The organism is Staphylococcus sp. CWZ226, assembly GCF_018986355.1.
Classification (GTDB): Bacteria; Bacillota; Bacilli; order Staphylococcales; family Staphylococcaceae; genus Staphylococcus; species Staphylococcus simulans.
Genome location: NZ_JAHMSB010000017.1, coordinates 1 through 13720 on the forward strand (window position 1 = coordinate 1; position 13720 = coordinate 13720).

General features: G+C 39.6%; 11 protein-coding genes. All 11 read left to right on the forward strand.

What is annotated here, in order from left to right:
• Positions 1-660: 660 nt before the first annotated feature.
• The 11 genes from ispE (at position 661) to KRR19_RS11265 (ending at position 13720) form a co-directional block, all read left to right on the forward strand.
• Entirely contained in the window at positions 661-1515 is an 855-nt protein-coding gene (ispE, locus tag KRR19_RS11215) for a 4-(cytidine 5'-diphospho)-2-C-methyl-D-erythritol kinase (protein WP_023016276.1), read from the forward strand.
• A 16-nt stretch (positions 1516-1531) separates the two neighbouring features.
• On the forward strand, positions 1532-2356 hold the full coding sequence (gene purR, locus KRR19_RS11220) for a pur operon repressor (RefSeq protein WP_002481911.1): 825 nt from the start codon (positions 1532-1534) through the stop codon (positions 2354-2356).
• Positions 2357-2372: 16 nt separating this feature from the next.
• Positions 2373-2753: a RidA family protein gene (locus KRR19_RS11225; RefSeq protein ID WP_002481912.1), complete on the forward strand. Its 381-nt coding sequence runs from the start codon at positions 2373-2375 to the stop codon at positions 2751-2753.
• A gap of 64 nt (positions 2754-2817) precedes the next feature.
• Positions 2818-3135 carry a septation regulator SpoVG gene (gene spoVG / locus KRR19_RS11230; protein WP_002481913.1) on the forward strand — a complete coding sequence of 106 codons (318 nt, stop codon included), beginning with the start codon at positions 2818-2820 and terminating at the stop codon, positions 3133-3135.
• Between the two features lie 269 nt (positions 3136-3404).
• Entirely contained in the window at positions 3405-4769 is a 1365-nt protein-coding gene (gene glmU / locus KRR19_RS11235; RefSeq protein ID WP_002481914.1) for a bifunctional UDP-N-acetylglucosamine diphosphorylase/glucosamine-1-phosphate N-acetyltransferase GlmU, read from the forward strand.
• 102 nt (positions 4770-4871) lie between these two features.
• Positions 4872-5837 (forward strand): ribose-phosphate diphosphokinase, encoded by a 966-nt coding sequence (locus KRR19_RS11240; RefSeq protein ID WP_002481915.1) that lies wholly within the window; start codon positions 4872-4874, stop codon positions 5835-5837.
• A gap of 240 nt (positions 5838-6077) precedes the next feature.
• Positions 6078-6728: a 50S ribosomal protein L25/general stress protein Ctc gene (locus tag KRR19_RS11245; protein ID WP_002481916.1), complete on the forward strand. Its 651-nt coding sequence runs from the start codon at positions 6078-6080 to the stop codon at positions 6726-6728.
• Positions 6729-6914: 186 nt separating this feature from the next.
• On the forward strand, positions 6915-7487 hold the full coding sequence (gene pth / locus KRR19_RS11250; protein WP_002481917.1) for an aminoacyl-tRNA hydrolase: 573 nt from the start codon (positions 6915-6917) through the stop codon (positions 7485-7487).
• A gap of 5 nt (positions 7488-7492) precedes the next feature.
• Positions 7493-11002: a transcription-repair coupling factor gene (gene mfd / locus KRR19_RS11255; RefSeq protein WP_422048116.1), complete on the forward strand. Its 3510-nt coding sequence runs from the start codon at positions 7493-7495 to the stop codon at positions 11000-11002.
• Entirely contained in the window at positions 10992-12527 is a 1536-nt protein-coding gene (locus tag KRR19_RS11260; RefSeq protein ID WP_023016274.1) for a polysaccharide biosynthesis protein, read from the forward strand. Before mfd ends, KRR19_RS11260 begins: the two co-directional genes overlap by 11 nt.
• The gene (locus KRR19_RS11265; RefSeq protein WP_060804579.1) at positions 12527-13720 is read left to right on the forward strand and encodes a MazG nucleotide pyrophosphohydrolase domain-containing protein; all 1194 of its coding nucleotides are present in this window, start codon (positions 12527-12529) and stop codon (positions 13718-13720) included. Before KRR19_RS11260 ends, KRR19_RS11265 begins: the two co-directional genes overlap by 1 nt.

Below are 13720 nucleotides of genomic sequence, written 5' to 3' on the forward strand. Positions count from 1 at the left end.
AATGGATACGATGTTTACTTGTGCTGCGATGAATTTGAAAAAAGTATCTATGTGGCTTACATAAGAGTCCGTGAGGACTTCTATTATAAAGATTTTTATACATATTTTCGAAAATTTCATAAAAAAATAAACTACCGTTACACTTTTTCAAGTTATAACGGTAGTTTGTCTACGGTCTGAGAGGAATCCTGAATCAGGATTCCTCTTTTTTATTTTGCTTTATTTTAGGTTTGAGGACCTTCAGATCTCAAAGGTCTTCTGAATACTTGTACAGATTGCGCTAGCCATTATACAGAATTTTAAGTTTGTGGTAGTGGTTTTGCTATTTGCTGTGTAATGGTGCGGGTTGCTTTGTGAATCGAAAATTGGAATTCCTATGTAAATTTTAAATTTGTATGCATAGGTATGAAGTTGAGTAACAGCAAGTATCTCTTTACGAAGCGTGAATATAAAACATCTTCGCAACTTAGTTAAAACTTTTTCATTTTCATAACATTAAGCACTGTGATATATGGTAATGTTCGTGTTATAATAACACTAATGCAAATGATGAACGTCATTTTAATGCTGTGAAAGAAGAGGGAACCTCTCTCGTCGCCTGATAGGCGAAGCAGACATTTCTGAACTAAAGCAAATTTAACAGTAAAGGTGGGCGGTAAGATGATATATGAAAAGGCACCTGCCAAAATTAACTTCACTTTAGATGCACTTTATAAAAGAAATGATGGGTTTCATGAAGTTGAAATGGTAATGACAACGGTGGACTTGAATGACCGCGTTACTGTTGAAAAGCGTGAAGATCAACGTGTTGTTGTACAAGTGGATTATAATTTTGTGCCTGAAAACGCGAAGAATTTAGCGTATAAAGCAGCAATGCTGATGAAAGAAACATATCAAATCCAACAAGGTGTGACGATTGTGCTGGAAAAGGAAATCCCAGTGTCAGCAGGCCTTGGCGGTGGTTCTGCTGATGCAGCAGCCACAATGCGTGCAATGAATCGGTTATTTGAACTTGGTTTGTCCTTAGATGATTTAAGTCGTTTGGCAAGTCAGGTCGGTTCTGATGTGCCTTTTTGTATTTACAGCAAAACAGCGGTATGTACAGGACATGGTGAAAAAGTACGTTTGTTGAAACGCCCGCCGAAAGCTTGGGTAGTCATCGCAAAGCCGAACGTCGGCATTTCAACACCTTGTGTGTTTCAAGCGTTGCGTATTGAAGAAACACCGCAGCAAGCGACACAATCAGATGCATGTATCAAAGCAATTGAAGACGGAGATTATAAGCAAATCTGTGCGTCGTTATCTAATAGCTTAGAAGCGATTTCCATGGACATGCATCCAGACATTCAAAAGCTAAAACAAAATATGCTTAACAGCGGTGCAGATGGCGCGTTGATGAGCGGCAGCGGCCCGACGGTATATAGCTTAGCGAAACATTATAAGCAAGCACAAAACATATATAACGCGGTTCACGGGTGCTGTAACGAGGTTTATTTAGTCAGATTACTAGGTTAAGAAAGGAAGGATTCTCTTGCGTTATAAACGAAGCGAACGCATTGTGTATATGACTCATTATTTGATGAGCCATCCAAACAAGTTGATACCATTGACGCATTTTGTGAAGAAATTTAAACAAGCGAAATCATCAATCAGTGAGGACATCCACATTGTTCGCGAAACCTTGCATAAAGAAAAGCTGGGTACAGTGATTACGACTGCAGGTGCAAGCGGTGGTGTGACATATCGTCCGACAATGAGCAAAGAAGAAGCAGAACAAGTGATTGATGAAGTGATTGTACATCTTCAAGAAAAAGAGCGCTTATTGCCAGGTGGATATTTATTCCTATCCGACTTGATGGGCAATCCAGAATTGTTGAATAAAGTTGGACGTTTGATTGCGACAATTTATATGGATGAAGACTTAGATGCGATTGTGACGATTGCGACAAAAGGGATATCTCTTGCCAATGCCGTAGCAAATGTATTAAATTTACCAGTAGTTGTTATTCGAAAGGATAATAAAGTAACTGAGGGTTCTACAGTCTCTATCAACTATGTATCGGGTTCTTCGCGCAAGATCGAAACAATGGTCTTGTCGAAACGCACATTAAAAGAAAATTCGAATGTATTAATTGTCGATGACTTTATGCGCGCGGGCGGCTCGATAAATGGCGTGATGAATTTAATGAATGAGTTTAAAGCGCATGTCAAGGGGGTATCAGTACTTGTAGAATCTAAAGAAGTCAAACAAAGATTGATTGAAGATTATACTTCCTTGGTAAGACTGTCTGATGTAGATGAATACAATCAGGACTTTAAAGTCGAACAAGGCAATGTTTTATCTAAATTCTCATAAAGGAGCGGTCAACAACATGAAGACGATTCACAGTAATAAAGCGCCTGAAGCTTTAGGCCCTTATTCACACGCAGTTGTCGTGAATGATTTGGTTTACACTTCAGGACAGATTCCACTAAATGAATTTAATGAACTTGTCAGTGATGAAGTACAGGTACAAACGCGTCAAGTACTTGAAAACCTTAAAGCGGTTTTACAAGAAGCGGGTGCCGATATGGATTCAGTGATTAAAGCAAATATCTTTATTAAAGATATGAACGATTTCCAAGAAATCAACGAAGTTTACGGCTTATACTTTGATGCGCATAAACCAGCAAGAAGCTGTGTGGAAGTTGCGCGTCTGCCAAAAGACGTAAAGGTTGAGATTGAGGTTATCGCTCAAGTTAAAGGAAAATAATTTTTAATTAAATATTGTAAGCTTCTATAAGACAATAGAGAGATATACTAGGGGGGCTCACTACATGAAAGTGACAGATGTAAGACTTAGAAAAATACAAACTGATGGAAGAATGAAAGCACTAGTGTCAATCACACTAGACGACGCATTCGTAGTCCATGATTTGCGTGTAATTGAAGGCAACTCAGGTCTATTCGTCGCAATGCCGAGCAAACGCACACCAGATGGTGAATTCCGTGACATCGCGCATCCGATTAATTCAGATATGAGACAAGAAATTCAAGATGCAGTGATGAAAGTATATGATGAAACTGATGAAGTCATTCCAGATAAGAATGCGAAACCATCAGAATCAGAAGATAATGATAACGAAGAAGCTTAATTAAAAGCTTAAAGATAGAAATGTAACTTTTAAACCCTCGGTCATGTGATCGAGGGTTTTTTATACCATTTGATGGGCTGGATAACTTGAATGCACGAGTCTTTTTTATCACCGAACAATATTGTGTAAAATATTAAAAAGATATGCTATGATAAAACGGACTTGTTCAGCTTATCTCCTCAAACGGATGTAAGGGTGAGTCTTGAAAGTGCAACTTACCTTAATTTATAATAATAACGAAGTGTAAAATTATTGGAGGGTTCGCAGTCATGCAGAGATATGCGGTAGTATTAGCAGCTGGTAAAGGTACCAGAATGAAATCGAAACTTTACAAAGTGCTACATAAAGTAGCGGGCAAAAGTATGATTGAGCATGTGGTCGACAGCGTGAAACAAGCAGGAACAGATGAAATTGTCACAATCGTCGGACACGGTGCTGAAAGTGTGAAAGAAACTTTAGGAAGTCAATCATCTTATAGCTTCCAAGAGGAACAATTAGGTACAGCGCACGCTGTGAAAATGGCAGCTGATGAATTGAAAGGTAAAGAAGGCACAACGTTGGTCGTGTGCGGCGATACTCCGCTTATCACACCTGAAACATTAAAAGCTTTGGCAGATTACCATGAAGCACAACAAGCAGGTGTTACAGTGCTGTCTGCGACAGCTGACAATCCATTCGGATATGGTCGTATTGTCAGAGATCAAGATGGCCGTTTGGCTAAAATTGTAGAACAAAAAGATGCGACAGAAGCTGAACGCGAAATCGATGAAATCAGTACAGGTATTTTCGCATTCGATAATGTTTTATTATTCGAGTTATTAGAAAAAGTTAAAAACGATAATGCACAAGGTGAATATTATTTACCAGATGTCATTACGTTAGCGCTTGAAGCGGGTAAAATCGCAGACGCTTATCGTACTGATGACTTTGATGAAATTATGGGAGTGAACGACCGTGTTGCGTTAAGTAAAGCAGAAGCGGCTTATCGTGAACGTGTGAATGAGTATCATATGCGTAATGGTGTCACTTTAATTGATCCAGCTTCAACGTATATTGAAGCCGATGTACAAATTGGTATGGATACAATTATTGAACCAGGTGTGCATTTAGGTAAAGGCACTGTCATCGGTGAAGATACAGTTATCGGTCAATACTCAGATGTTAATAACAGTACTATCGGTAATCGTACGACAATTAAACAATCAGTGGTCAATGATGCGACAGTTGGCGATGATACAACAGTAGGTCCATTCGCACAATTAAGACCAAACGCACATTTAGGTAATGAAGTGAAAGTCGGCAACTTTGTCGAAGTGAAGAAAGCAGAACTTAAAGATGGTGCGAAAGTATCGCACTTAAGTTACATCGGAGATGCTGAAATCGGCGAACGTACGAATGTCGGTTGTGGTTCGATTACAGTCAATTACGATGGTAAAAATAAATTTAAAACAATTATCGGAAAAGATTCATTTATCGGTTGCAACACAAATCTAGTTGCACCTGTAACAGTCGGTGATGGTGTCTTAATCGCCGCTGGCTCAACGATTACAGACGATATTCCAAATGACAGTTTAGCCCTTGCACGCGCAAGACAAACAACAAAACCAGGCTATTTAAATAAAAATAACGACTAACAACTATTGATGTATCTTGTCCAATTCAGTAAAATTAAATAGGATGTTATGTATCAGTTCGACCTGAACGACGCATGAATGCAAATAAATGGAGGACTATAAATGTTAGCTAATGAATATAAAAATTCATCTTTAAAGATTTTCTCGTTGAAAGGAAATGAGCCGCTTGCACGTGAAGTAGCGGATAACATTGGAATTGAATTAGGGAAATGTTCGGTAAAACGTTTCAGTGACGGCGAAATCCAAATCAATATTGAAGAAAGTATCCGAGGTTGCGACGTCTTCATTATCCAACCTACATCTTATCCAGTTAACGTACATTTAATGGAACTGTTGATTATGATAGATGCATGTAAACGTGCTTCTGCGGCAACAATTAACATTGTGGTTCCTTATTATGGTTATGCACGTCAAGACCGTAAAGCACGCAGCCGTGAGCCGATTACTGCGAAATTAGTTGCTAACTTGATTCAAGTAGCAGGCGCAGACCGTATGATCGCTTTAGACTTGCACGCACCACAAATTCAAGGATTCTTCGATATTCCAATCGATCACTTAATGGGTGTACCGATTCTTGCGGAATACTTCAAGAGCAATCCTGATATCGACCCAGAAGAAACAGTTGTGGTTTCACCAGACCACGGCGGCGTGACACGCGCACGTAAATTAGCAGACATTTTGAAAACACCAATCGCAATTATCGACAAACGTCGTCCAAAACCAAACGTTGCAGAAGTTATGAATATCGTAGGTGATATTGATGGACGTACTGCAATTATCATTGACGACATTATCGACACAGCTGGAACAATCACATTAGCAGCACAAGCGTTGAAAGACAAAGGTGCTAAAGAAGTTTATGCTTGTTGTTCACACGCTGTACTTTCTGGACCAGCGAAAGAACGTATTGAAAACTCAGCAATCAAAGAATTGATTGTGACAAACTCAATCCGTCTTGACGATGGTCGCAAACCAGAAAACACAACTGAATTATCAATTGCTGGATTAATTGCTCAAGCAATCGTTCGTGTTTACGAAAGAGAATCAGTGAGTGTATTATTCGACTAATGATTAAAACTGCAGTCTTTGGCTGCAGTTTTTTCATTTTCACGGTATTAAATCAAATGAGCAGTTGACGTAATTTGTAAAAATGTGTATAATAATTCCGTTCGTGACTTTCTGTAACGAACATATCAAACACTTGCAAGCGGTCAAACAACCGATGGGCAAGTGCCGGAGAGATTGACTATTGAACGCTTATTATAAGCAACGATCTGATATCTCATATACGAAAGGTGGAAAAAGGAAATGGCTTCATTAAAGTCTATTATCCGTCAAGGTAAACAAAGACGTTCTGATTTAACAGCAATCAGAAACTCAGGTAAAGTACCAGCAGTTATGTATGGTTACGGTCAAAAAAACGTATCAGTTAAAGTTGATGAAGTAGAATTCATCAAAGTTATCCGTGAAGTTGGACGTAACGGTGTTATTGACTTAGGTGTAGGTTCTAAAACAATCAAAGTAATGGTAGCTGACTACCAATACGACCCACTTAAAAACCAAGTTACACACATCGACTTCTTAGCAATCAACATGACTGAAGAACGTACTGTTGAAGTACCTGTACACTTAGTTGGTGAAGCAGTAGGCGCTAAAGAAGGCGGCGTAGTTGACCAACCATTATTCTACGTTGAAGTTACTGCAACTCCAGACAACATTCCTGAATATCTTGAAGCAGATATCACTGAATTAGAAATCGGTGACACTATCGCAGTTCAAGACTTGAAAGTAACAGGCGACTTCACAATCGAAAACGATCCTGAAGATACAGTTGTAACTGTAACACCTCCAACTCAAGGACCAAGCGAAGAAGAAATCCAAGAAGTTGAAGCAGGCGACGCTGATACTCCAGAACCAGAAGTTGTTGGAGAAAACAAAGAAGACGAAGAAGAAGAATAATTTTTTCTTATATTTGTGCCGTTCACATTTTTGTGTGATCGGCTTTTTTATTGCGTCATATTACATGCTTTACGTGTCAGGGTTTATCCTGATTTGTGTTAATATAGGGAATAAAGCGATACATAGACATCGGTGTAGATGACCGATGCCAAATCAAAAGAAAAGAAGAGATGGAGGCAGAAAAGCATGAAGTGTATTGTCGGATTAGGCAATATCGGTAAACGATTTGAACAAACCAGACATAATATCGGGTTTGAAGTAATAGATTATTTATTAGAATCTAATCAATTAAAGTTAGATAAACAAAAATTCCGTGGCGCATATACGATTGAACGTGTCGCAGGTGACAAAGTATTATTCATTGAACCGATGACTTTGATGAACTTATCAGGAGAAGCTGTCGGTCCGTTAATGGATTACTATAATGTAGATGTTGAAGATTTATTAGTGCTCTATGATGATTTGGATTTAGCACAAGGACAAGTCCGTTTACGTCAAAAGGGCAGTGCCGGCGGTCATAATGGTATGAAATCGATTATTCAACATCTTGGTACAGATCAATTCAAACGTATCCGTATCGGTATCGGAAGACCGACCAACGGTATGTCTGTACCAGATTATGTCTTGCAGAAATTCTCAAAACAAGAAATGGAAACAATGCAAAAAGTAATAGAACATTCTGCACATGCGGTGGAAGATTTTATCGCGAGTTCGCGTTTCGACCATGTGATGAATGAATATAATGGTGAGGCTAAGTGAAATCAATAATTACAGATTATTTAAATAAAGATAAACGATATGAAGAGTTAAACGATGTATTTGGACATGAAAATGTCTTAGTCACTGGCTTATCCGGTGCGGCGAAAGCGACAGTAATGGCAGAAAAATATTTGTCTTCAAATCGCCCGATGGTCGTGGTGACAAATAACTTATACCAAGCAGATAAATTAGAAGCAGACTTACAACAGTATATCGAAGCAGAAGACATATACAAATATCCGCTTCAAGACATCATGACTGAAGAATTCTCCACACAAAGTCCGCAGTTGATGAGCGAACGTGTGCGCACCCTTACTGCCTTAGCACAAGGCCAGCGAGGGTTCTTTATCATACCTTTGAACGGACTGAAAAAACTACAGACGCCTGTAGAGATGTGGCAAAACCACCAAATCACTTTGAAAGTCGGAGATGACATTGATGTCGATGCATTCTTCAACAAACTCGTTAATATGGGTTATCGCAGAGAAAGTGTCGTGTCACATATCGGTGAATTCTCAGTTCGTGGGGGCATCATTGATATTTATCCATTGATTGGCGAACCTGTACGTATTGAACTCTTCGATACTGAAGTGGATTCAATTCGTCAATTTGATGTGGAAAGCCAACGTTCAGAAGCAAACCAAGACGATGTTCATATCACTTCAGCAAGTGACTATATCATCACAGAGGACGTCTTGAAACGTATTAAAACAGAACTTAAAACGGCTTATGAAACAACACGTCCTAAAATTGAAAAAGCTGTACGTCAAGATGTCAAAGATACGTATGAAAGCTTCTTACAATTTGATACGAACTTTATTGACCACCAAGTGATTCGTAGATTGGTCGCTTTTATGTACGAACAACCTGCGACACTGGTCGATTACATCAGTAATAATGCGATCATCGTCGTTGATGAATATAACCGTGTCAAAGATACAGAAGAAACATTGATGTCTGAAGTCAATGACTTTATGCAGCAGTTGATTGAAAGCGGTAAAGGGTTTATCGGTCAATATTTCTTAGACGATGATGCCTTTGAAAACTTGATTAAAACACGTAACATCACCTATTTCACACTGTTTACCGCAAGTATGCCAGTGAAATTAGATCACATTATCAAATTCTCAAGTAAACCTGTCCAACAATTCTATGGCCAATATGACATTATGCGTTCTGAATTCCAACGTTATATCAATAACGGTTATACGGTTGTGGTACTAGTCGAAACAGAAACGAAAAAAGAACGTGTCAAAGCCATGATGAATGAAATGCATATTCCGATTGTAGAAGCGGGTGCGAGTGCGAATATTCAAGGTGGACACGCAGTTATTGTAGAAGGCAGTCTATCTGAAGGTTTTGAGTTGCCTTATATGTCGCTTGCGGTCGTGACAGAACGCGAGTTGTTTAAATCTAAACAGAAAAAAGCGAAGAAACGTACACCGACGATGACTAACGCAGAACGCATCAAATCTTATCAAGACTTGAAAGTCGGCGATTATGTTGTTCATGTGCACCATGGTGTAGGGCGTTATTTAGGCGTTGAAACGCTTGAAGTCGGTGATGTACACCGAGACTATATTAAAATTCAATACAAGGGAACAGACCAACTCTTTGTGCCGGTTGATCAAATGGATCAAGTTCAAAAATATGTGGCATCAGAAGATAAAACGCCTAAATTAAATAAACTTGGCGGTACAGAGTGGAAGAAAACCAAAGCCAAAGTTCAACAGAGTGTTGAAGATATTGCGGATGAACTTATTGAACTGTATCGTGAGCGTGAGATGGCAGAAGGGCATCAATTCGGACCGGATACAGAACAACAACACGAATTCGAAATGGACTTCCCTTATGATTTAACAGCGGACCAAGCCAAATCTATTGATGAAATCAAAGAAGACATGGAGAAAGAACGTCCAATGGACCGCTTGTTATGTGGTGATGTCGGTTACGGTAAAACCGAAGTGGCATTACGTGCAGCTTTCAAAGCAGTCATGGAAGGGAAACAAGTCGCTTTCTTAGTACCAACGACTATTCTAGCGCAACAGCACTATGAAACGTTGTTGGAACGTATGCAAGATTTCCCGGTAAATATTCAATTGATGAGCCGCTTCCGTACACCTAAAGAAATCAAAGAAACGAAACAAGGTTTAAACGACGGTACCATCGACATCGTGGTGGGTACACATAAATTACTCGCAAAAGATGTGAAGTATAAAGATTTAGGTCTATTAGTTGTCGATGAAGAACAACGCTTTGGTGTTCGTCATAAAGAACGAATTAAAACACTGAAAACGAATGTGGATGTTTTAACTTTAACAGCTACACCGATCCCAAGAACACTCCATATGAGTATGTTAGGGGTACGTGACCTGTCTGTGATTGAAACGCCACCAGAAAACCGCTTCCCAGTCCAAACTTACGTGTTAGAACAAAACACGAACTTTATCAAAGAAGCTTTGGAGCGTGAACTTGCGCGTGGCGGTCAAGCGTTCTATCTATACAACCGTGTACAATCCATCTACGAAAAGAGAGAACAGCTTCAAATGTTGATGCCAGATGCGACCATTGGTGTGGCACATGGCCGTATGACAGAACGTGAACTAGAAGATACAATGATTGGTTTCGTCAATGGCGAATACGATATTTTAGTGACGACGACAATTATTGAAACAGGTGTCGATGTGCCGAATGCGAACACGTTGATTATTGAAGAAGCAGATCGCTTCGGTCTGAGCCAACTCTATCAATTGCGTGGACGTGTGGGTCGTTCTTCTCGTGTTGGTTATGCTTACTTCTTACATCCGACAAACAAAGTATTGTCAGAAACTGCAGAAGAACGCCTGCAAGCGATCAAAGAATTTACTGAACTTGGCAGTGGTTTCAAAATTGCGATGCGTGACTTGAATATCCGTGGTGCCGGTAATTTATTAGGGAAACAACAACACGGCTTTATCGATTCTGTCGGCTTCGACTTGTATTCACAAATGCTTGAAGAAGCGGTTAATGAAAAACGTGGTATTAAACAAGAAAGTGAAACACCAGAAATTGAAATTGAATTGAATATTGATGCGTACTTGCCGACATCTTATATACCGAATGAACAATCGAAAATTGAAATCTATAAGAAATTACGTCAGATTGAAACTGAAAATGAGTTAATGGATATCAAAGATGAACTTATCGACCGCTTCAACGATTATCCGGTTGAAGTAGAACGTCTATTAGACATCGTTGAAATCCGTATTCATGCCCTACATGTCGGCGTAACGCGAATTAAAGATACAGGCAAAGCGATTGAAATTTATCTATCTGAAAAAGGAACAGAAGATATCAATGGTGAAGCACTCTTTAAACAGACGTTGCCGCTTGGCAGAGATATGAAAGTTGGTGTGTCTGAAGGTGCGATGACTGTGACACTTATGAAAAATAAAAAAGCAGGTGCGTGGTTTGACCGCTTGAAATTCTTGATGAAAGCTTTAGAAGAAAGTATGGTCATTCCAGATGAAGCGTAAATCAGCCTTCAGCGGTGTCGTAATTCTGACTTTGGCGTTAGTGATGGTCAAAATACTGAGTGCGATATATCGTGTTCCATACCAAAACGTACTCGGTGATGCGGGGCTATATGCGTACCAACAAGTATATCCATTTTTGTCGCTTGCGACGATTTTATCGATGAATGCGATACCGAGTGCTGTGACGCAAAACTTCGGTGCACATTGGACGCATCGTAAAATCAGTCATGTCATGATTGGTATACAAGGTGTATGTTTCATCTTATTTGCGTTGATCTTCATTTTGGCACCTGTCATTGCTCATCTGATGGGTGATATGCATCTGACGCCGATGATCCGTATGGCAAGCTGCAGTTTCTTGGTCGTCGGTTGTTTAGGTGTCTTGCGTGGCAGTTTCCAATCACGTCAACAAATGGATGCGCCGGCTTTTTCACAAGTCATTGAACAAATTGTGCGTGTCGGTATTATCTTAGTGTTGATTGTAGTGTTTGTTCAGTTGGATTGGTCGATTTATCGAGTAGGAACTTGGGCCATCTTAGCTTCAGCTTTAGGCTTCTTAGCGGCTACTATCTTCTTAAGTGTGAAACGACCGTTTCAATTTGAGTTTGCGTTGCGTGAAGATGAGATGACTAAAGTCGTATGGCAACGTTTGACTGCAGCGATTATTATCTTTTCAGCGAGTCACCTTATTGTGACGACGTGGCAATTGATGGACAGTTTCTCAGTGATTCGCACCTTGCAGTATTATGGCTTATCGTTTAAAGAAGCGATTGTGCAAAAAGGGATTTATGACCGTGGCGCATCTTTTATTCAAATCGGTTTAATTGTGACGACAACATTTTGTTTTGTGTTGATTCCTTTATTAACCAATGCGTTTGCGGAACAACGCTTTGAACGTATGAACCGATATGCGGATGCGACGTTGAAGATTACGATGACTATCAGTGTTGCGGCGGGCGCAGGATTAATGAATTTATTGCCTTTAATGAACCGTGTGTTCTTTAAAAATGATGTCTTAACCGCTACGCTCGTTATTTATATGTTGACGGTCATTTGTGTTTCGTTGATTATGGTGAATATTGCTTTGTTAGAAGTACGCAGACAATCTCGTTTGATTCTGATTGCTTTCGGCTTAGGTGCAGTTATAAAATTGATAATGAATTTTGTATTGATTCCGAACATCGGTATTATCGGGGCAAGTGTCAGTACGGTACTGTCATTATGTTTGTTTGCGTTTATCTTGCAGTGGCGAACGTTACAATTCTATCGCTTGCGTCACATGCGTAATTTTGTCTCGAAGCTGCTTGTGACAGTCGTTGCGATGACTGCGGCAGTACAACTGATTATGTGGATGACGCCGACAGAAGGGCGTTTAACAGGCATGGTAGAATTACTGCTTGCGGCGCTCGTTGGTGTTGCGGTGGTTATTATCGCGATTGCGACATTGAATTTATTAACTTATCGTGAATTGCAGCATATGCCGTTCGGAGATAAATTATACCGTTTGAAGAAAGGACGAAAATGATGAGTCATACCATTACAATTGTAGGTTTAGGCAACTATGGTTTAGATGAATTGCCTTTAGGGATTTACCGCTATTTGACCCAGCAAACTCATATTTATGCACGTACACTAGATCATCCTGTGGTTGAGGCGCTAAAAACAGAAGTACCGCAATTAGAGTGGTCAAGTTTTGACCCAGTATATGAAGCACATGATGCGTTTGAAGCAGTGTACCAAGCGATTGTTGATCAATTAATTGAAGCGGCACAACAAGAAAATGTCGTTTATGTGGTGCCAGGTCATCCGCGTGTGGCAGAAACGACAACAGCGTTGCTGACAGCCTATGCGCAGTCACATCCAGAGGTTGAAGTGAAAGTGCTTGGCGGTAAAAGTTTCATTGATGATGTGTTTGAAGCGGTACAAGTGGACCCAAATGAAGGCTTCACTTTACTAGATGGAACAGCTTTAAAAGCAGAACAGCTGAATATCCGTACGCATACGTTGATCACGCAAGTGTATAGCGCAATGACAGCAGGAGATTTAAAACTGACATTGATGGAGCGTTATCCTGATGATTATAGCGTTTATATTGTAGATGGCGCCCGTAACACAGGAGCGACATTAATTGAGACGCCTCTATACGAATTAGATCGTCACGATATCTTCAGTAATTTAACAAGCGTCTTTATTCCGCGTATTGAAGATGAAACTTTAATGCATGGTGATTTTGATTATGCGGTTAAAGTGATTGATACGTTAGTAGATGATGACAAAGGTTGCCCTTGGGATAAAGTACAAACACACGAAACATTGAAACGTTATCTTTTAGAAGAGACATTTGAATTATTTGAAGCTATCGATCATGAAGATGACTGGCATATGATTGAAGAACTGGGCGATATCTTGTTGCAAGTGCTGTTACATGCGGCTATCGGCAAAAAAGAAGGTTATATTGATATTACTGAAGTGATTGAAAGTTTAAATGATAAAATGATTCGACGTCATCCGCATGTGTTTGCGGACGCAAAAGCAGAAAATATCGAAGACTTAAAAGGTATTTGGTCAGAAGCAAAAGCGAAAGAAGGCAAAACGCCGCGTGTGAAATTTGAGAAAGTATTTGCAGACCATTTTATGACGTTGTATGATGAAGTCAAAAATAAAGACTATAGTGAAGCGGAATTAAAAGCTTTGTTGGAAAAGAAAGAAGGGGAATAA

What these genes read in the sequence shown, in the direction of transcription:
- ispE (WP_023016276.1), top strand. Translation starts at nt 661, where the DNA reads ATGATATATGAAAAGGCACCTGCCAAAATTAACTTCACTTTAGATGCA.
- KRR19_RS11245 (WP_002481916.1), top strand. Translation starts at nt 6,078, where the DNA reads ATGGCTTCATTAAAGTCTATTATCCGTCAAGGTAAACAAAGACGTTCT.
- glmU (WP_002481914.1), top strand. Translation starts at nt 3,405, where the DNA reads ATGCAGAGATATGCGGTAGTATTAGCAGCTGGTAAAGGTACCAGAATG.
- spoVG (WP_002481913.1), top strand. Translation starts at nt 2,818, where the DNA reads ATGAAAGTGACAGATGTAAGACTTAGAAAAATACAAACTGATGGAAGA.
- pth (WP_002481917.1), top strand. Translation starts at nt 6,915, where the DNA reads ATGAAGTGTATTGTCGGATTAGGCAATATCGGTAAACGATTTGAACAA.
- KRR19_RS11240 (WP_002481915.1), top strand. Translation starts at nt 4,872, where the DNA reads ATGTTAGCTAATGAATATAAAAATTCATCTTTAAAGATTTTCTCGTTG.
- KRR19_RS11260 (WP_023016274.1), top strand. Translation starts at nt 10,992, where the DNA reads ATGAAGCGTAAATCAGCCTTCAGCGGTGTCGTAATTCTGACTTTGGCG.
- KRR19_RS11225 (WP_002481912.1), top strand. Translation starts at nt 2,373, where the DNA reads ATGAAGACGATTCACAGTAATAAAGCGCCTGAAGCTTTAGGCCCTTAT.
- KRR19_RS11265 (WP_060804579.1), top strand. Translation starts at nt 12,527, where the DNA reads ATGAGTCATACCATTACAATTGTAGGTTTAGGCAACTATGGTTTAGAT.